Annotated in this window: 16 protein-coding genes; 2 read left to right on the forward strand and 14 right to left on the reverse strand. The window is 36.9% G+C overall.

What is annotated here, in order from left to right:
* Positions 1 to 9 precede the first annotated feature (9 nt).
* From HT734_RS00685 to HT734_RS00740, 12 genes are all read right to left on the reverse strand, one after another.
* On the reverse strand, positions 10 to 930 hold the full coding sequence (locus tag HT734_RS00685; RefSeq protein ID WP_140834290.1) for a glycosyltransferase family 2 protein: 921 nt from the start codon (positions 928 to 930) through the stop codon (positions 10 to 12).
* A complete protein-coding gene (locus HT734_RS00690; RefSeq protein ID WP_173278000.1) occupies positions 927 to 2,036 on the reverse strand; it encodes a glycosyltransferase family 4 protein in 1,110 nt (369 codons plus the stop codon). Before HT734_RS00690 ends, HT734_RS00685 begins: the two co-directional genes overlap by 4 nt.
* On the reverse strand, positions 2,033 to 3,127 hold the full coding sequence (locus tag HT734_RS00695; RefSeq protein WP_173277998.1) for a glycosyltransferase family 1 protein: 1,095 nt from the start codon (positions 3,125 to 3,127) through the stop codon (positions 2,033 to 2,035). Before HT734_RS00695 ends, HT734_RS00690 begins: the two co-directional genes overlap by 4 nt.
* A 16-nt stretch (positions 3,128 to 3,143) precedes the next feature.
* The gene (locus tag HT734_RS00700) at positions 3,144 to 4,313 is read right to left on the reverse strand and encodes a glycosyltransferase (RefSeq protein ID WP_173277996.1); all 1,170 of its coding nucleotides are present in this window, start codon (positions 4,311 to 4,313) and stop codon (positions 3,144 to 3,146) included.
* Positions 4,310 to 5,536: a glycosyltransferase family 4 protein gene (locus tag HT734_RS00705; protein WP_173277994.1), complete on the reverse strand. Its 1,227-nt coding sequence runs from the start codon at positions 5,534 to 5,536 to the stop codon at positions 4,310 to 4,312. Before HT734_RS00705 ends, HT734_RS00700 begins: the two co-directional genes overlap by 4 nt.
* Before the next feature lie 9 nt (positions 5,537 to 5,545).
* Positions 5,546 to 6,139, reverse strand: coding sequence for a sugar transferase (locus HT734_RS00710; protein WP_140834302.1), 594 nt, complete (start codon positions 6,137 to 6,139; stop codon positions 5,546 to 5,548).
* A gap of 388 nt (positions 6,140 to 6,527) precedes the next feature.
* Positions 6,528 to 7,211 (reverse strand): tyrosine-protein kinase, encoded by a 684-nt coding sequence (locus tag HT734_RS00715; RefSeq protein ID WP_173277992.1) that lies wholly within the window; start codon positions 7,209 to 7,211, stop codon positions 6,528 to 6,530.
* Positions 7,212 to 7,221: 10 nt separating this feature from the next.
* Positions 7,222 to 7,914: a capsular polysaccharide biosynthesis protein gene (locus HT734_RS00720; RefSeq protein WP_173277990.1), complete on the reverse strand. Its 693-nt coding sequence runs from the start codon at positions 7,912 to 7,914 to the stop codon at positions 7,222 to 7,224.
* An 8-nt stretch (positions 7,915 to 7,922) separates the two neighbouring features.
* On the reverse strand, positions 7,923 to 8,654 hold the full coding sequence (gene cps4B, locus HT734_RS00725; RefSeq protein WP_000565326.1) for a capsular polysaccharide biosynthesis protein Cps4B: 732 nt from the start codon (positions 8,652 to 8,654) through the stop codon (positions 7,923 to 7,925).
* A gap of 1 nt (position 8,655) precedes the next feature.
* The gene (locus tag HT734_RS00730) at positions 8,656 to 10,101 is read right to left on the reverse strand and encodes an LCP family protein (protein ID WP_173277988.1); all 1,446 of its coding nucleotides are present in this window, start codon (positions 10,099 to 10,101) and stop codon (positions 8,656 to 8,658) included.
* 310 nt (positions 10,102 to 10,411) lie between these two features.
* Positions 10,412 to 12,370 carry a peptide ABC transporter substrate-binding protein gene (locus HT734_RS00735; RefSeq protein WP_173277986.1) on the reverse strand — a complete coding sequence of 653 codons (1,959 nt, stop codon included), beginning with the start codon at positions 12,368 to 12,370 and terminating at the stop codon, positions 10,412 to 10,414.
* 196 nt (positions 12,371 to 12,566) lie between these two features.
* Complete coding sequence (locus HT734_RS00740; RefSeq protein ID WP_173277984.1) at positions 12,567 to 14,174, reverse strand: alpha-glucosidase; 1,608 nt, start codon at positions 14,172 to 14,174, stop codon at positions 12,567 to 12,569.
* 152 nt (positions 14,175 to 14,326) lie between these two features.
* On the opposite strand from HT734_RS00740, the gene HT734_RS00745 reads away from it, so the two are divergent.
* Together HT734_RS00745 and HT734_RS00750 are read left to right on the forward strand one after the other, a co-directional pair.
* Entirely contained in the window at positions 14,327 to 15,811 is a 1,485-nt protein-coding gene (locus HT734_RS00745; protein WP_140834312.1) for a DUF1846 domain-containing protein, read from the forward strand.
* 94 nt (positions 15,812 to 15,905) lie between these two features.
* On the forward strand, positions 15,906 to 16,388 hold the full coding sequence (locus HT734_RS00750) for an S-ribosylhomocysteine lyase (RefSeq protein WP_000032557.1): 483 nt from the start codon (positions 15,906 to 15,908) through the stop codon (positions 16,386 to 16,388).
* Positions 16,389 to 16,449: 61 nt separating this feature from the next.
* Here HT734_RS00750 and HT734_RS00755 read toward each other — a convergent pair whose 3' ends face one another.
* The gene (locus HT734_RS00755) at positions 16,450 to 18,555 is read right to left on the reverse strand and encodes an ATP-dependent Clp protease ATP-binding subunit (RefSeq protein ID WP_173277982.1); all 2,106 of its coding nucleotides are present in this window, start codon (positions 18,553 to 18,555) and stop codon (positions 16,450 to 16,452) included.
* A 339-nt stretch (positions 18,556 to 18,894) separates the two neighbouring features.
* Positions 18,895 to 19,875: a phospho-N-acetylmuramoyl-pentapeptide-transferase gene (mraY, locus tag HT734_RS00760; protein WP_173277980.1), complete on the reverse strand. Its 981-nt coding sequence runs from the start codon at positions 19,873 to 19,875 to the stop codon at positions 18,895 to 18,897.

Consider the following 19,875-nt stretch of genomic DNA (forward strand, 5'->3'; position numbering starts at 1 on the left):
TCTCTCTCATTATTTTTTTAAAAACACTAATATATCTGATATTAAATTGCGGAATGTAGGATAATAAGCATAATACTTCAATTGGAAATGAACTATTTGCATAAGAGTACCATCTTTTAAAATATCTCTACGTCTCTCAAGAACCATTGCCATATTTTCAAGTTGAGAAATTATTTTTATGTCTAAATATTCTTTACGAGCCACATCAAGTAAGAAAACTGCAATTTGATAACTAGTATCCACTTCAACAACTCGCCGTTCACGATTAAGAGATTGGTTAGGAGCAGAAGCACTTGTTTCGTGGCGACGAAAATGTATTAAGCGTTTTAAGTATAGATATAGAGTTCCTCTTATCATAGCTAGATTCCATAAAATATTATCATGGCCAAATCTATCTATATCATACTTTTCTAACAGAACTATTAACTCACGCTTAACTGCAAAAGTACATCCTGGTCTCATAACAGAAATACTCTTGTTTTTTAACGAAAACGGGACTACAGCACCATTATCTAACTCAACATCCCTAATCTTGACTTTATCATTTCTACCAAAATCGAGAATCTCATAGTTACTAGCCAATAGTTCTATTGACGGCGATTTATGAAACTCTTTTACCATCAGTGAAATTTTATCTTTATTCCAAATATCATCTTGATCACAAAGAAAAACTACATCTCCTGTTGTCTTTTGAAGCGCTTTTCTAAAGTTTTTTCTCCAACCTATATTAGATGAGTTTTTTATCAATACCCAATTATCGAGATGATACTTCTGAATATACATATTAAGTAAATCAACTGTATTATCTGTTGAACAATCATCAACAATAATAACTTCATCAGCCATTAAACTCTGAGTACGAAGCGATTCTAGCTGCTCTAGCAAATAATCTGCTCCATTATAGGTTGTCATTGCAATAGATATCCTCATTTTTCCTCCATAAATTTCAAATGCTCTTCAACCATTGTTTCGATAGTGTAGTTTCTAATAGTAGATAAAGCATTTTGAGATAATTGAACTCGTAATGAGTCATCTTGTAATACTTGGCTTAACTTTTGAAAAATAGCTTTCCAGTCATCAACCCTATCAATAACATATCCATTATAACCATTCGAAACAAGTTCAATTGCAGCAACACATGCAGATGTAGAAATAACAGGAAGTCCCTGCGACATTGCCTCGTTTACAACAAGTCCCCAAACATCCGACTTTGTTGGTAAAACAAATATATCAGATAGCTTGTAGTATTGTTTCAGTTCAGATGTCTGTAAAAAATCAATAAAATGAAAACGGCTATCTTGTCCAATAAGTTTAAGCAAATATTGTTTGTATTCACTATCAGGACTTGGGCCTACAATTAAACATTGTACATTGTCTGATAAATTCTGAACAGCCTTGATTAGAACATCCACACCTTTACCAGGGATGATTCTACCAACAAATAAAATTGTTTTTTTAGTTGGACTGAATCCCAGTTTCTTTCTTAAAAATTGTTTTTCTTCCTCATCGACAATTTGATATCGTATGTCTTTCTCTGATAAGGAAGTAAATGAATACCGATAAATATTTTCTTTATTCACATGATAATACGCTAAGAAATCATCACTGGACTGACTAGGACTAAAATAATAGCAGGGTTTCGTAAGAATAAATTTTTTAAACTGGTATTTTAAAAAGTTCTCGCTTTCTGGTATCTTACCGCCATCAATTTCTAATATAAACGGTATCTTAGAAAAAACACACTTTAAATAACCAAATAATTCTGTTCGATAAGAATAGTTAGTCAAAAAAATATAGTCATACTTTTCAGGAATTAAATACTGGAATATAGCTGAATTTAATTTCTTCTCATTGATATTACCTTCACTTAAAAAAATAGCGGTAAAATTTTTAAAAGTCTCTCGGTAATCAAATCTAATATCTTTAGCTCCTGTTGCTTCAAAAATAACAGTTAAATCCACAAATTTCCCAAGTTGATTATAGAAATCCACACGATAAGGCGATGGAATATTAGTTACAAATAATACTTTTTTCATGATTTATCTACAATTCTTTCATAAGTTTTTGTTAACTTATTAACCATATCAGACAGGTTATAACCCTTAGCAATAATTTTATCAACTGCTCCAGTATCCCGTCCTTTGGTCTCCAAAATCGTTTTACACCAATATTTAACTGTTTCATCCAGTGATAAAAAACGTATATTATCAGTTAAATTAATCTCACTGGGAACATTATCAGAAACCACTAATGGTAAACCGTTGACTTGCATCTCTACCATAGCTATACTAAAACCTTCAAAAAGAGATGGGAAAACACCTACATCAAACACATTAATCAGTTTATTCACATTAGAAGACTCACCTAAAAAACTAATTTTATCCAATATTCCTAAGTGATTTGCTTGCTTTTTAATAACCTCTTCCAATTCTCCCTTACCTATGAGAACAAGATGAGCATCTTCTCTTTCATTGATAACTTCCGCAAAAACTTTAAGAAGAAAATCATGATTTTTCTGATAATCAAATCGTCCTACATGACCAATAACAAACTTATTTTCTAAGTTTAATTCCTTACGTAAATCTTCAGATAATTGTGGACTATAGATGAACTTTTGAACATCAATAGCATTAGGAATAACTTCAAAAGAGTGATTCCCATATAACCACTCTCCTGCTTTTTCCGAACAAGCCCATAGATGAGTAGCATATTTCGGAATTTGCTTCTTGAGTTGCTCATTCAAAAACTTCTTTAATAAACTTTTGTTTGTATAGTTTGTATTATGGCAATGTGAAATACGAATAGGAATATCACACTCTTTTGCAATAGATAAAATTGTACTATTTCCTGCATCAGCATGCGCATGAACTACATCATAATTTCCATCCAACATAATTTGTTTAATTTGGCGATAATTTTTTAGAGGATTCTTTCCTCTAGCAGGAACTCTAAAGATTTTACCTCCAAGATTTAAAATATCTTCATCGCGTACACCTTTGGACAATGTATGGACTAAAAAATCAATTTGAATGTTTTCAGAATGCATTTTTTCATAAACATTCATCATAAAGGTAGATACACCGCCTCTATCCATAGTCCCGCCGTTAACGTATAAAATCTTTATCATATCAACTCCAGTTCCACTAGTATAAATTGAGTATATTTTCTACAAAATACTCTTTTGACAAATTAAAATTAGGATTCCTTTTACATTGACTCACTTCTTTTAGGGATCCTAGTATAGAAGTAACAGTTCTATCACTACACACTATACCGTACATATGTGTACTTTCTATACTCCCCCCAGTTGGGTAGCTCACAACTGGTGTCCCACAGGCAATAGCTTCTAAATTAGTTGTCGGATAATTATCCTGTGTTGTCGGGTTGATAAATACATCTGCCAACGTGTACCAAACAGAAAGTTCTTCCACACTATCTGTTGTGGTCAGACCAATAATCTCTTTAGGAAGTTTATTCAATTGTTCTTTTGATAATCCTATCAAAACTAATTGTTGATAAGATTTTAGCTGTGTAGATAATTCTAATAGATCATCCAAGCCTTTACGCTGATCCCAGATAGAAGCCACACCAAGCAGTACCTGTTTGCCTTCTAAGCTAAATTTTTTTCTCAATTCCTGAGCCTCAAATAGCCTTGGTTTAAATATAGTAGTATCAATACCGTTATGAATAACTGTTACGGGATATTCTTTCAAAAATGAATTTCTTACCAAATTTGCCAACCACTCTGATGGTGTAATAAGTGTCAAGTTTGGAACACCTGTAAACAAATTTTTTTTACGTTTAAAATTTCTAGATGAAAAATCAATTAATGACTTTGGATAATCGTTTTTTTGACTCGAATGATGGCACTGTCCAATTTTTTCACATTCTAAAGTATCAAAGTAAGCACCATGTCCAGTAAAAGCCCAACAATCATGTAAAGTCCATAAAATTTTCTTTCCGCAAGTTTTCAAATAGGAAAATAATTCTCCTACATGAATATAGTATCCATGTAAATTATGCAGATGAATAATATCAGGATCATATTCTTTCATCCAAGTGATAAATTTTCTAGTTGCCGCTTTACTTCCAAAACCAGCATTATCAAAAATTCGAGCTTGTAAGACATGTCTATTTACATCCACTCTAGAGCCTATTTTAACTGCGTAATCTCGATACTGTGTCGGCACATGCTCACGTCCATATGCAATCTTAACTTCATGCCCCTGCTTTGTTAAAGCGGTTGCGATATCCGTACAAATTCTTCCTGTACTCCTAATACCACAAACAGTATTAATCATCAAAATTTTCATGAGGAAAATTCCTCTCTCAAATACTTTTCCAACTGTGTCATAAACTGCTCTTTAGAAAAGTGCTTTTCATAGTAAGAACGAGCTTGCTTTCCTAACTCCTTTTGTTCCTCTATAGATAACATACTGAACTCACAAATATTTTGTGCTAATTGTTCCACATCTTGTTCAGAACTAACATAGCCACAATTTGCTTCCTCTACGATGGTTTTAGTATCTCCTGAAATTGCACCTATAATTGGTTTTCCTGCTGCCATATAAGATTGTACCTTTCCAGGTATAGTACGAGAAACTATCGAGTCTCCTATTAAAGAAACTAACATAGCATCTGATTTTTTATAGAAGGTTGGCATTTCTTCCAAAGAACGTCTTCCATAAAAGGAAACATTCTTCAACTCCAATTCATGAGCTAAGGCTTTCATGCTTAGCAATTCCGTACCATCTCCAACAAAATGAAAATGAATTTTCTTGGGTAAATCGGTATTCTTTTCTATCAAACTGGCAGCTTTCAAAATAGTTTCCAAATTTTGTGCTTTACCAATATTACCAGCAAAAGTTAGGTCAACACTTTCTTTATTAACTCTCGATTCATCAGGTATAAAAAGATCTTCTGCATATTGTGGCAAATAAGTAATCTTTTGTTCTGTTATGTCAAATTGGTTCACAAAATGATTCTTAAATGATGGACTAGTAACAAATATATAATCACTAGCTCGGTAAACTTTTTTTGAGATAAATTTAAACAGTTTGAAAACCAAGCTATCTTGTTTTACTCCTCCTACAGTTAAACTATCTGGCCAAACATCCATACAATATAGAAACAAAGGCTTCTTATACTTATTTTTATAAGCCATACCAGCCCATGCCATCATAACTGGAGATGTTTGATTTACAAAAACACAATCAAATTCTGATCCATCTTTTGCTTTATACTGTCCGAGTAGAACTCCTATCGATGAACTAATAGCAAAACTAAAATAATTTAATATCCTATGTAAAGTATTTTTTCCTCTTGGAATTGTATAGGAACGAAAAACAGTAACTCCTTCTATAGTCTCTCGTCTATTTTGCCTATTCCTATAATCTGCATATATTTTACCTTCAGGATAATTAGGAATTCCTGTTAAAACAGTAACTTCATGACCTCTCTCAACAAGATCCTCACAAATATCTGATAATCTGAAAGGTTCTGGTCTATAATGTTGACTAACAAATAAAATTTTCATTTCACTATCTTAACTCTCTCGTTTACTCCCCTCTACAATTCCTTTTCGTTTCAATACATAAGGTATTGTTCTTACTATGCATTTTATGTCCATTATTAATGACCTATTCTTCACATAGTAACCATCCAATTTTGCTTTCATATCTGTAGATAGATTGTCTCTACCATTGATTTGCGCCCATCCAGTTAATCCTGGTAAAACATCATTTGCACCGTATTTTTCTCTTGCCTCTATTACATCACGTTCACTTACCACTACTGGCCGAGGACCCACAATACTCATATCACCAACAAGAATATTACATAATTGAGGTAATTCATCTAGAGATGTTTTCCTTAAGAAAGCTCCCACTCTAGTGATCCACTGCTCTGGATTTTGTAAATCTCGAGTTGCCACATATTTTGGTGATTCCACTTTCATAGTCCGAAATTTAAAAACATAAAAAGTTTTCTTGTGAATTCCAAAACGTTTTTGTTTAAATATTACCGGTCCTTCTGAATCCAACTTAATCGCAATTGCAATTAGGATAAAAACTGGACAAAATAACGTTATCGCTATTAAAGATATAGATATATCTCCTAATCGTTTTAATATACTGTACATAAATTATCTCTCACTATAAATACAAAGTTCATCTTATTTCCATTTATCAAATTAAATTTTTCAGCCTATGAAAGCACAAAAACTCAATATATATTTGAACACTCAATAATTTTCAAAAATATAATTCTTTTATCCTCTATGTCAAATAAAACTTTTCTCCATCTAAAGAAAATTTATTTGTTTCAGTAATATATGAATTATCAATAATATATTAGAAGGTTCAATTCAATTGTTCTTACAAACAGATCGAATATTTAATTTGAAGAAATATCGGTCTCTGAAATTGCAATCAGTATATAAGCTAGTAAACTAACAGGTACATTCTATAAGATTACCATAGTTATATTGTAGAACCCCCGTCCTTCTATATGGACTCCCTAACCTCATTTTATCTTTTACCATAATTACCATAACCACCGTAAGAGCCATATTTTTCACGTTGAATATCAAATTTATTGAGAACGACACCTAAAAATGGTTTTCCTGTTTGTTCTAACTGGCTTTTCGCTTTTTGTACTTCTCTTCGTTTTGCAACTCCTGCCTCTACAACTAAAATAGATGCATCGCATTTTTGTACAACAATAGCTGCATCGATTACAACTCCAATTGGCGCTGTATCAACAATAATATAGTCAAAATATTTACGTAAGGTTTCAATCATAATTCCAAAGTTGTCACTTTGAAGAAGAGCTGTTGGATTAGGAGAAGCCACTCCTGACTCGATGACAAACAAATTGTCAACATTTGTCTCACAAAGCCCATTTGACAAATCCTGAGTTCCAGCTAAATAGTCTGTCAAACCTGTAATTCTTTCTCTTGACTTAAATACTCCAGACATAACTGAATTCCGGATATCTGCATCAATCAAAAGAGTCTTATAGCCTGCACGCGCAAAAGCCCAAGCAATATTAGTAGAAGTTGTAGATTTCCCTTCACTAGGATCAACTGAGGTGACTGCAATAACTTTTAAGTTATTGCCGCTCAATTGTACATTTGTTCGTAAAGCATTATAATACTCTTCTGCTTTTTTTACAGTGTTAAGTTTCTGTTGTGATAATTCTAACTTTGCCATCTCTTCTCCCTTACTTTACTTTATCCAGATTTGGAATGACTCCAAGGAGTGAAATCTCCATAACATCTTCTATATCTTCTGGACGTTTTACACGATCATCAAATAGTTCAATCAATAGCACTACTACAATCACTAGCCCTGCTCCAAGACCTGCTCCAATCACAGTATTACGACGAATATTTGGTGATGATGGACCAATTGCTGGACGCGCCTCCTCAAGGGTTGTTACATCTGAAACACGAGTAATACTGATAATTTTTTGAGCAGCTACTTCTCTCAAAGAGTTAGCAATACGGCTTGCCTCTTCAGGAACTCGATCATTAACTGAAATAGACACAATACGGGTATCAACTGGTACTGTCACTTTAATTTTATTAGCCAAGCCTTTTGGCGTCAAATCTAGTTTCAAATCAGACACAACTTTCTCCAAAACATCCTGCGATAGGATAATTTCACGATAGTCTTTAACCAAGTATGATCCTGCCTGTAGGTCTTGATTGGTCAAACCAGATTTCTCTTCCTGATTCCGGCTAACTACATAAATCCGAGTCGTACTAGTAAATTCAGGTTTGATAACAAAAGTACTATAAGCAAAAGCAACTGAAGAAGTTATAATTGCCACCAATAAAATGACTAACTTTCTTTTCCATAAAGCTCTGAATAGTTGCAATACATCGATTTCCAAAGTGTTTTTATCCTTCATATTTTCTCCTAAATTAATTGATCCATTATAATTTTTCTGGGATTTTCTACAAAAAGTTCTTTCGCCTTTTTCGCTCCATATTTCTTAGCAATGATATCGTATGCCTGTTCCATATATGGAGGTCTATCATCTAAATTGTGCATGTCACTTGCGATTACATGAACTAAATCACGTTCCAAAAAATACCTCGCTCGTTTTTTCATAAATTTATATCTTTCTCCAAAGAACTTAGGTTTTAGAACATGATAGCTATTTATCTGAGTATAGCACCCCATATCAATCAGTTCACGAACACGTTTTTCATTATCCTCTAATGCATCGTAACGTTCAATATGAGCAATTACTGGCGTGATTCCCAACATCAAAATATTGCTCAATCCCGTATGAATCTCACGATAGGGAGTATGCATGCTAAACTCAATCAAAGCATAGCGGCTATCATTAAGGGTAGGAATTTCTTTTTTTTCTAGCTTTTCTAGAATATCCAGAGTATAGTATATCTCTGCGCCATAAGCAATGACTAAATCATCTGCTACTTCTTTTGCAATTTCACGAACCTTAATAAAATTTGTTGCAATCTTTTCTTCGGGAGCCTCAAACATTCCTTTTCGACGATGCGAAGTAGACACAATCATTCGAACTCCTTGATTATAAGCTTCCTTTAACAGTGCTTTACTTTCTTCTATTGACTTTGGTCCATCATCTACATCAAAAACGATATGCGAATGGATGTCTATCATTTTACCTACCCTCCATCACATCCTGTATAGCTGCTTTAACTGCAGCTAAACTACTATCATCTATTTCCATCATATAGAGGTTACTGTCTGGCATTGCATAAGAAGGAAGATCCATCCGACCTGTCCCTTTTAAATCTTGAGAATTTACTTTATAGTTCCCTCCACTTTCCAATTGAGTATTCACTAGATCCATCATCGTCTCAATCGGCATATTTGTCTGAAGGGAATCCTGCAAGCCTTGAAGAATACTACTATAGTTTTTCAAGGCCTCTGTAGAAGTCAACTTCTGAATAATTGCTACAATAACCTTTTGTTGGTTTCGACCACGGTCACGATCTCCATCCGCTAATGAATACCGTTCACGAACAAAGCCAAGAGCTTGCTCGGAATTAAGGTGAACATTCCCGACTGGGAAATGGAACTTCCCATTTTGCAATGAAAATTCTTGTTCATTATCAACATCTACTCCACCCAACAAGTCAATTAATTTCAAAAATGATGTAAAGTTCAAACGAACATAATAATTAATATCTACACCATAAAGATTCTCGAGGGTGTGAATGGATGAGTCAACCCCGTATATACCAGCATGAGTCAATTTATCCTTTTGATTGTTACCACCATCAGCAATAGGAACATATGAATCTCGAGGAGTTGTTGTAAGAAGGATTCTCTTCGTATCCCTATTGACCGTCATCAATATATTAACATCTGAGCGAGAAACTGAGCTAATGGCACCGTAAGTATCAATACCACTAACATAGATATTGAAAAAGCGATCTTTAGATACCTTAGGAGTCTCAACCTCTTTAGTCATCTTTTTAGTGTAAATTTTCTTGATTTTAGAAGCATAATCCGGATACTCTGCCTCAATAATATTCTCAAACACGCTATTTAAGACAATAGCTTTAGCTTCTCCAGAAATCAAACTTTTATAAGTTGACAAGTAAGAAGTACTTTTATCAACCGTCAAATCCTTATTTTGACTCGTCTTAATATCAGCGATTAACTTTTGAATATTCTCATTATCCGTCCCAGTCGGCCCTATAACACTAGATAATTGAGCGATATTATTGATATCGCTATCCTTTAAAACTACAACACTGAGGGAATACTCTGAATAATTTGAAGTTGCATTAATATGACTTGTAAATCCTACAAATTGTTGCAGAGCAAATAAAGAAACCGAGCTCACTAAAACAGCAAGTGTCAAAAAGAAAATCGTGAACTTTTCGGCTTTTTTATAGATTATTAGTAGTGTAGCACTAATAGCAACCATCAAGGTTAAAACTGCAACTACAATATTCAAGTTTCTAAAAGCAAGTACATTATACTTAAAGATTAGGAACAATAAAAATACACTCAACAAAGAATAAACAAGCAACAAAATTATATTAATATTCTGTTTTGTTTTCTGTGAGCGTGATTTTTTAAAACATCTACTCATGATTATCACCTATACATTTAATAGTCCCATTATATCACTTTTTTAATATAAATTCTACAATTAATACTTTTATAGATAATCTTCAATGCCAGCTCTTCGTATCTCATAACCTTTTAATTCCTACTTAAAAGTAAAATCGCTATAGTATTTTTGCAACAGCATTACTTAATTTTAACATCATATATCAGTGTTTCCAAACTCTTTTCTATAAATAAAAAAGTATAATCACACAACAGTCTGAACTACAATATACAAAAAGCAGCCCTATTAAGATAGCTTTATGAAAACCATCCAATAGAACTGCTCATCATTATTTAACATGATTTTCTGCTTCTTTTTGAGCTTTTTCGATTGCTTTTTTGCTTTCTTGCTCCCATTTAGTCTTAGCTTCCTCATACTGTTTGGTTGTTACAGTATCTTTTTGCAGTTTCATGTACTTGTAGTTATTTCCGTCACCCTTGATGCCGACTAGTGAATAGCCTCTTGTAAATGGTGTTACTTTGGTTACAGATGCTGTTCCACCATTTGACATAGCTGACATGATTAGAGAATTGTCAATCATCCAAGCTTGAGCTTCAGCGTATTTTTCATAGCGTTTGGTTACATCTTTATTTTCATTATCTGCATCTTTGAGCATCTTAGTGTAAGTATCCAGACCTAGGCTAGCAATTTTTGCCTTATCTTCCTTGGCATCTAGACCAAAAATCTTGAGATAGAATCCATCCTCTGCATTGAAAGGATTGAGATAAGTTGATGGATCTTGGTAGTCACCTACCCAACCATCAAAGCTCAAATCGTAATCCCGATCAGCTGGTGTTGGTGCTAAGAAGGCTACGTTATTAAAATCATCTGTTGAAAGTTGTTGAACATCAATGACAATATTATCAGCACCCAAAACTGATTCAAGAGTCTGTTTTACAGAGTTCATACCTGTCACAGCATTCTTATTCGTCTGATCAACTGCCACATCCAAGTGAATAGGGAATGTTACACCTTGACTTGCCAATTCTTTTTTAGCATCCGCAAATTTTGCTTGGGCTTTTTCTTTATTAAAATAGGCATCTTGAGCATCTGCTAGGTTCATACCTGCCCACTCTGTTCCATAGTTAACCAATTTAGAAGCGACTACTTCTCCAAAGGTCTTGTCTCCAACTTGGACAAATGTAGGAGGCACTAGGGTGTTACGAAGGGTCTTGCTAGCTGCTTCTTCCCCATTTGACTGAGCAGAGTAAGCTGTTCGGTCCAAGGCAAAGTTCACTGCTTGACGGAAGTTTTTGTTCAAGACAGCTGTCTCAGTTGACTTCTTCTGCTCATCTGTCGTTTTAGCAGTATGATTGTAAGCCTTACGATTGACGTTGAAATTGAAATACCAAGAAGTCTTGTCCTGCAAGCTATAGACGATATTATCTTTATATTTCTCCTTGGTCTTGGCAAAGTTTGAACTATTTGGATAAACCCCAGCGATAGAATAGGCTCCACTTTCAAAGTTACGGATGGTCAATTCTTGGTCTGAGCCATCAAAATAAGCCAATTTCACGTGTTCAATTGATACTTTGTCATGATCATAGTAATGCGGATTTTTCACATACTCAATAGATGATTTTGATGTGAAATCTTTTAACAAGTAAGGTCCACTGTAGAGAATACTATCTGGAGATAGGGTACCAAAATCCTTCCCTTTTGAGTTTAGAAACTCTTCGTTTACTGGGAAAAGAATACTGTTCGTTGTTTTTGAATTCCAGTAAGGCTCTGGGCGTGTCAAAGTATACTCAACAGTCTGGTCATCAATGGCCTTAACCCCAACCTTAGAAAAGTCAGAATCCGCTCCTGTAATATAATCATTCAAGCCCTTGATTGAGTTTTGAATCAAGTCAATGGCCTGTGATTTATTATCCACTGCGTACTTGATACCTGTCACAAAATCCTGTGCCTTGACTGGAGCGTATTCTTCACCGTCAGCTGTGAACCATTTGGCATCTTTTCTCAATTTGTAGGTATAAGTTAGACCGTCGCTTGAAACAGACCAGTCTTCTGCCAAAGATGGAACTAGGTTTCCGTGATTGTCATTTTCAAGCAAACCATCAACTAGATTGGTAATGATGGCTGTATTATCAGCGTAGTAGTCTAATAGATAGTTAAAAGTAGTTGGATTTCCACTAAAGGTTGATGAGTAAGTTTTTGTATCTGAACCTGATTGTCCGCAAGCAGCTAAAAGCAAGGCAGCCGCAAAAGTCAGACCTGCACTAAGGACACGCTTTTTTGTCTTCATCTTCTTTCTCCTTTATGTTAGTTTTTATAACATAAGCTTATTTTACCAAAATAGTGGGAATTTGTAAAGTTAATTGAATTTCGAGAATGAAAGTTTATAAACTTTAGGAATAAAAAAACAAAGAATTTCTGTCTTTCATACAGTCCTCCCTTGTTTTTATACGATTTCAATTTTAGATTTTTCTGTTCAGAAATATTTAGCCCAATTCCACACAGAAAGCATCCCATGGAGCTAAGACTTGTTTTTCAAAGGCTTCTTGAGCCGTGGTGTTTTCAATCAAGACAGATTTGACGTTTCCTTCTACTGTTAAGTCTTGCTCTTCATTGGACAAATTGGCCACAACTAGAAAACGACGGTCGCCATCTTTACGAATATAAGCAAAGACCTTATCAGCCGTATCAAGAAGTTCAAAATCAGCTCGAATCAGCCAGCTATTCTCCTTACGGATTTGAACTAGCTTCTGATAGGTATAGAAAATAGAATCAGGATTTGCCAGCGCTTCTTGAACGTTGATTGCTTGATAGTTTGGATTCACTGCCAACCAAGGTTGAGCAGTTGAGAAACCAGCGTTTTTGCTCTCATCCCATTGCATAGGGGTACGGGCATTGTCACGACCAATGACACGGATACTGTCCATGATTTCTTCCATCGGAACGCCTTTTTCAAGAGCCTCACGCGCATAGTTAAGAGATTCAATATCTTCTACTTGATTCAGTGTTTCAAACGGATAATTTGTCATCCCAATTTCCTCACCTTGATAGATATAAGGAGTCCCTCTCATGAGATGAAGCAAGATTGCAAAGGCTTTGGCAGATTTTTCTCGGTATTCTTGGTCATTTCCCCAGATTGAGACGATACGAGGGAGGTCATGATTGTTCCAGAAGAGTGAATTCCAGCCGTCCTCAACGCCTAACTCTGTCTGCCATTTGTTGAAAATCTCTTTTAACTTAGGGATATTCAGCGCTTTTTGATAGTGCCACTTAGGTTGCCCTTCCTGATACTGAAGACAGATGTGTTCAAATTGGAAAACCATAGACAATTCTTGCCCCTTTGGATCAGAGTAAAGCTTGGCAATCTCTGGAGTTGCTCCCCAAGTCTCCCCTACTGTCAAGAGATTCTTATCGCCAAAAGTGGCTTGGTTCATCTCCTTGAGATAAGGATGGAGCATAGGTCCATTATTGACTACCTTCTCATCAGGAATTTTGCCAATCATGTCAATGACATCCATACGGAAACCGCCAATGCCTTTATCAATCCAGAAGTTCATCATCTCATAAATTTTCTGGCGAAGTTTTTCATTCTCCCAGTTGAGATCAGGCTGTTTCTTACTGAAAAAGTGGAGATAGTATTGACCCGACTTTTCATCATACTCCCAAGCAGACCCACTAAAGATAGAATCAAGATCATTAGGCTCATCCCGCCAGATATAGTAGTCACGCTCAGGGCTGTCAGGATTTTCACAGGCCTCGACAAACCAAGCATGTTCATCCGAGGTATGATTGACCACCAAGTCCATGATGATACAAATATCACGTTTCTTAGCTTCAGCGATTAGTTGGTCCATATCCTCCATGGTCCCGAAAATAGCTGCAATCGCTTGATAATCAGCAATATCATAGCCATTATCATCCATAGGACTGTCATAAACTGGAGAAAGCCAAATCGCTGTGATTCCTAACTTGGCTAGATAGTCTAACTTACTGGTAATTCCTGGCAAATCGCCAATTCCATCTCCGTTGCTATCCATAAAACTCTTTGGATAGACTTGATAGACTACGGCATTGTGCCACCATTTTTCTTGCATTTTCTTACCTCATTATTTTAATAATCTACAGTCTATGATAGCGCTTTTCTGAGTTTTGTGCAAGCGTTTGCCTAATCTTTTTACTTCCTTTTTTAACTCCATAGTTTCCTAACTGCCAATTTTTTATTATAATAGAGGTCAGAGGTAAAAAAATGAAAAAACAAGCTTTTAGTTCTGAACAATATTTGAATCTACAGCGCGACCACATTTTGGAGCGCATTAACCAATTTGACGGCAAGCTCTACTTGGAGTTTGGTGGCAAAATGCTAGAAGATTTCCACGCTGCTCGTGTGCTTCCTGGCTATGAGCCTGACAACAAAATCAAGCTCTTGCAAGAGTTGAAAGAGCAGGTTGAGGTTGTGATTGCCATTAACGCTAGCAACATCGAGCATTCTAAAGCACGTGGTGACTTGGGCATTTCTTATGACCAAGAAGTTCTTCGTTTGATTGATAAATTCAATGAATTAGGGATTTTTGTCGGCTCAGTGGTCATTACACAATACGCTGGCCAACCCGCTGCAGATGCTTTCCGCAACCAACTTGAGAAAAACGGAATTGATTCCTATCTTCATTATCCAATAAAAGGATATCCGACGGATATGGATCACATCATTTCTCCAGAAGGCATGGGAAAAAATGACTACATCAAAACCAGTCGCAACCTGATTGTCGTAACCGCTCCTGGACCTGGTTCTGGAAAATTGGCAACCTGTATGTCCAATATGTACCACGACCAAATCAATGGTATCAAGTCTGGTTACGCTAAATTTGAAACCTTCCCAGTTTGGAATCTTCCCCTTCATCATCCAGTTAACTTGGCTTATGAAGCTGCCACAGCTGACCTTGATGATGTCAACATGATTGATCCTTTCCATCTTCAAACCTATGGAGAAACCACTGTCAACTACAACCGTGATATCGAAATCTTCCCAGTGCTCAAGCGCATGTTGGAACGTATCCTAGGAGAGTCTCCATACGCTTCTCCAACAGATATGGGAGTCAACATGGTTGGTTTCGCTATTACAGATAATGAGGCTGCTATCGAAGCCTCTAAACAAGAAATCATCCGTCGCTACTATCAAACTGTTCTTGATTTCAAAGCCGAAAAAGTTGGCGAAGCTGCTGTCAAGAAAATCGAGTTGCTTATGAATGACCTCGGCATCACACCTGCAGACCGTAAGGTTGCTGTCGTTGCCCGTCAAAAAGCTGAAGAAACTGGCGGACCAGCCCTAGCCCTTGAATTGCCAACTGGCGAAATCGTGACTGGTAAAAACTCAGAACTCTTTGGCCCTACAGCCGCTGCTCTTATCAACGCTATCAAGAAATCAGCTGATATTGCTAAAGAAGTGAAACTAATCGAACCAGAAGTTGTCAAGCCAATCCAAGGTCTTAAAATCGATCATCTAGGTAGCCGCAATCCACGCCTACATTCAAATGAAATTTTGATTGCACTGGCTATCACAGCTACGGAAAATCCTGATGCTGCCCGCGCTATGAAAGAACTTGGCAATCTCAAAGGAAGCGAAGCCCACTCAACCATCATCTTGACCGATGAAGACAAGAATGTCCTTCGTAAACTAGGTATCAACGTAACCTTTGACCCATACTACCAATACGACCGCTTGTATCGTAAGTAACGATTTCAACCTCTCCAGCCTCGGAGAGGTTTTCTCTCTGTCTCAGGAGCCAGCTTTATGATATAATAAAAAAAGAAAACTGAAAGGATATACCATGTCAAAAGAAGTTATTGTTGAAAGTTTTGAACTTGACCACACTATTGTTAAAGCACCCTATGTTCGCTTGATTGGGGAAGAAACCGGGCCAAAGGGAGACGTTATCTCCAACTTTGATATTCGCTTGGTGCAACCAAACGAAGACTCAATCCCTACTGCTGGACTTCACACTATCGAGCACCTCTTGGCAAAACTTATCCGTACCCGCATTGACGGTATGATTGACTGTTCACCATTTGGTTGCCGTACAGGCTTCCACATGATTATGTGGGGACGTCATACCAGTGCTGAAATTGCGGCTGTTATCAAGGATTCGCTCAAGGAAATCGCTGAAACCACTACTTGGGAAGATGTCCCTGGAACAACCATCGAATCTTGCGGAAACTATAAGGACCACAGCCTCTTCTCTGCTAAAGAATGGGCTAAACTCATCCTTGAACAAGGGATTTCAGATGATGCCTTTGAACGTCATGTGATTTAAACGTAAAAAAGGAACCAGTTTTTTCAGCTGGCTCCTTCTTTTTTATGCTCAAAATGTTGAGTTAGGCTTTCTCACGAATGACCAAAACACCATCTTCCATATCTGCTTCTAGGTGTTTAGCATCAAGGTTATCCAAGTGGAAGTCTGTGACTTTGTCACGGATTTGTTGTTCAACCACACGACGGAGTGGACGAACACCCATGACTTCATCGTAGCCTTCCTCAGTCATGTATTCTTTAGCAGCTTCGCTCACTGCCAAGTCAATGTCTTTCTTAGAAAGCGTCTTGTTAACTTCAACCAACATAAGGTCTACAATCTTAGAAAGATCTTCTTTGCTCAAGTGTGAGAATTCGATGACAGCATTGAAACGGTTAAGGAATTCTGGACGGAAGTAAGGTTTCAAACGATCCATCAATTCTGGTTTATCAGCATCTTCTGTCAAGTTAGCTTCGTAACCAAAGCCTGCATTTGAAGTTGCGATAATCACCGTATTCTTGAAGTTAACAGTGTTACCTTGACCATCTGTCAAACGACCATCATCCAAAACTTGAAGGAGAAGGGTGATGACTTGAGGGTCAGCCTTTTCAATTTCGTCGAGAAGGACGATTGAGTATGGATTGCGACGGACGCGTTCTGTCAAGGTATTGTTGTTGTCATCGTAACCAACATAACCTGCAGTTGTACCAATCAATTTAGATACGGCTGTGCGGTCGCTGTATTCTGACATGTCCAAACGTATGATAGCATCTTTCGTTCCGAACATATCTAGAGCCAATTGTTTAGCCAACTCAGTCTTACCAACACCAGTAGGACCTACAAAGAGGAAGCTACCGATTGGACGATTACCTTCATCAAAACCAGCACGGTTACGACGGATAGCTTTTGCTACTGCTTCAACGGCCTTATCTTGACCAATAACTTTCGTCTGCAAACGATGACCCATATCTTTCAAACGTTCGATATCTGATGCTCCCATTTGTGAAACTGGAATACCCGTCATTCGTTCTACAGATTCAGCCACATCGTTGACACTTGCAGTCACCTTCATATCTTCTGTGTGGTTTTCGATTTTCTTTTCCAATTCTGCAATATGTGTTTTATAGTTGAGAGCTGCTTCAAAATCTTCTGCCTCAACTGCTTTTTCTTGCTTGTCTTTTTCCGCTTCAATTTCACGTTCAACAGCATGCACATCTGTTACAGGATGTTGTGCTGCCAAGTGAGCTGCCGTTACATCGACAAGGTCGATAGCCTTATCTGGCAAGCTACGTTGAGGAATGTATTGGATAGAATAATCCACTGCCGCTTTCAAAACCTCGTCTGGCAGGATAACATTATGGTGTTGCTGATAGAGGTCACGAATTCCTTGAAGAATTTTAAAGGTATCCTCTGCTGAAGGAGCATTGACCTTGACTTCGTTGAAACGACGAGCAAGAGCTGCATTCTTCAAGATGGTGTTACGATATTCGTCTTGAGTCGTTGCTCCAATCACTGTCAATTCTCCACGAGAGAGGGCTGGCTTGAGAATGTCCGCAAGCCCTTTAGAACCACTGTCACCTCCAGTAGATCCAGCACCGAGGATTTGGTGAATTTCATCAAAGAAGAGAATAATATTCCCTGCTTCTTTGACCTCATTAACTAGGTTTTGAACGTTTTCTTCAAAACTACCACGGTATTGAGTACCAGCCTCAAGACCAGAGATATCAATGGAAATAATTTCCTTGTTCTTAATAGCAGCTGGAACATCTCCGTTCACAATGGCTTGTGCTAGACCTTCGACAACTGCTGTCTTACCAACACCTGCATCTCCGACCAAAACAGGATTGTTCTTAGTACGACGTGAAAGGATTTCAGATGTTTCTTGAATTTCCTTGTTTCGTCCGATAACAGGATCCAACTTGCCCTCACGCGCTTCTGCTGTCAAGTTTCGACCCAGTTTAGCAAGGACACCATCTTGTTTCATACCTGACGTATGTTGTGGCATTTGTCCATCAACTTCTGCATTTCCTGGCAATTGACCAGTCGCACGATAATGAGCAAATTCCTCAGGTGTGACTTCACGTCCATTAATCAAGTAACGGCGATTTTCAGAACTGTATCCTCGCATACCACCCATCAATTGGTTAAATAAATCATCCATGTTGTTAAAATTATTAAAGTTGTTGTTCATATTCTTTACCTCATTTTATTTACTTCGTTATTATTACTGATATTGACTATCTTTGACCTTTGTTTTAAAAAATTTAGACTAGCTAAATCGCTACTCTAGGTACTATTTCTGGTTTTTCTTTTTCAAGCAGGAGTAGACTATCTTTACTTCTGAAGATTTCTAGATTAAACATAGACACACCTCTTTCTACTTTACTTTAAATAAGTGTTCTAGTAAGGCTTTCATTTACCTTACGTTCATAATATACTACATTGGTCAGAAAAGGTCAAGTGATTTGACTTTAATTGACCAATATTTTTTTTAAAAGCAAAAACACCCTGAAATATCAGGGTGCTATTCTTACATCAAATATAAAATTGCTAGGGTCAGGAGACTTGCTAGAAGTCCTACTCCCCAAAAGAAGAAGTCAACCTTCCACTCGCTCCAAGGGTTTCCTTTACCAGACAATCCTCCAAGTTCAAAATGGTGATGCACAGGCGTCATACGGAAAATACGTTTGCCACCAGTCATTTTGAAATAACTGACTTGCATCATGACCGAAGTTGTTTCAAAGACATAAACAATTCCAATAATCAAGAGAGTCCATTCTTGGTGGAGGGCCATAGAGATGGCTGCCAGCATTCCACCTAGGGCCAAACTTCCCACATCTCCCATAAAGACCTTGGCAGGCTTATGGTTAAAGACGAAGAAACCAAGCAAACCACCAATCATGGCAAGAATCACTAGAAGAATATCCATCTGACCTTGCACATATGCAATAACTCCATAGGCAGACAAGCTAATCACAACGGAAATACTAGCTAAACCATCAATTCCGTCTGTCAAGTTTACTGCATTTGAAAAACCGACTAGCCAGAAAAGAGCAAAGAAAATATAGAAAAATCCCAAATGAACTGGATAACCAAATACAGACAGGATATCACCCCCACGCTCATAGAAAAGATAAAAGATAACTCCACCTAAAAGCTGAAGAGCCAATTTTTGCTTGGGATTTAGCCCCTCATTGATTTTGCGAAAGACTTTGAGAAAGTCATCTAAAAATCCAACCAAGCCATACAAGACCAAGATGAACAAAATCATTCCCACATTATTGGTCAATTGTTTTGAAAAAATAGCAACAAGAAAACTCACCACAACTGCAGCAATGAGGAAAACAAGTCCCCCCATTGTGGGCGTGCCAGCTTTTGCTTGGTGTTGTTTGACATCCTCATGCATCTGCTGGCCTGTAATTTGCGCCTTTCTATAAAATTGGATAAAAGCTGGAATTCCTACTAAAGTTAGTAAAAATGTCACAATTCCAGCACTGATGGAAATAAACAT

The organism is Streptococcus sp. k-90 (genome assembly GCF_013277565.1).
In the GTDB taxonomy this organism is placed as follows: Bacteria; Bacillota; Bacilli; order Lactobacillales; family Streptococcaceae; genus Streptococcus.

Coding starts and splice junctions, on each gene's coding strand:
- HT734_RS00685 (WP_140834290.1), bottom strand. CDS start 930: ATGAGGATATCTATTGCAATGACAACCTATAATGGAGCAGATTATTTG.
- HT734_RS00690 (WP_173278000.1), bottom strand. CDS start 2,036: ATGAAAAAAGTATTATTTGTAACTAATATTCCATCGCCTTATCGTGTG.
- HT734_RS00695 (WP_173277998.1), bottom strand. CDS start 3,127: ATGATAAAGATTTTATACGTTAACGGCGGGACTATGGATAGAGGCGGT.
- HT734_RS00700 (WP_173277996.1), bottom strand. CDS start 4,313: ATGAAAATTTTGATGATTAATACTGTTTGTGGTATTAGGAGTACAGGA.
- HT734_RS00705 (WP_173277994.1), bottom strand. CDS start 5,536: ATGAAAATTTTATTTGTTAGTCAACATTATAGACCAGAACCTTTCAGA.
- HT734_RS00710 (WP_140834302.1), bottom strand. CDS start 6,139: ATGTACAGTATATTAAAACGATTAGGAGATATATCTATATCTTTAATA.
- HT734_RS00715 (WP_173277992.1), bottom strand. CDS start 7,211: ATGGCAAAGTTAGAATTATCACAACAGAAACTTAACACTGTAAAAAAA.
- HT734_RS00720 (WP_173277990.1), bottom strand. CDS start 7,914: ATGAAGGATAAAAACACTTTGGAAATCGATGTATTGCAACTATTCAGA.
- cps4B (WP_000565326.1), bottom strand. CDS start 8,654: ATGATAGACATCCATTCGCATATCGTTTTTGATGTAGATGATGGACCA.
- HT734_RS00730 (WP_173277988.1), bottom strand. CDS start 10,101: ATGAGTAGATGTTTTAAAAAATCACGCTCACAGAAAACAAAACAGAAT.
- HT734_RS00735 (WP_173277986.1), bottom strand. CDS start 12,370: ATGAAGACAAAAAAGCGTGTCCTTAGTGCAGGTCTGACTTTTGCGGCT.
- HT734_RS00740 (WP_173277984.1), bottom strand. CDS start 14,174: ATGCAAGAAAAATGGTGGCACAATGCCGTAGTCTATCAAGTCTATCCA.
- HT734_RS00745 (WP_140834312.1), top strand. CDS start 14,327: ATGAAAAAACAAGCTTTTAGTTCTGAACAATATTTGAATCTACAGCGC.
- HT734_RS00750 (WP_000032557.1), top strand. CDS start 15,906: ATGTCAAAAGAAGTTATTGTTGAAAGTTTTGAACTTGACCACACTATT.
- HT734_RS00755 (WP_173277982.1), bottom strand. CDS start 18,555: ATGAACAACAACTTTAATAATTTTAACAACATGGATGATTTATTTAAC.
- mraY (WP_173277980.1), bottom strand. CDS start 19,875: ATGTTTATTTCCATCAGTGCTGGAATTGTGACATTTTTACTAACTTTA.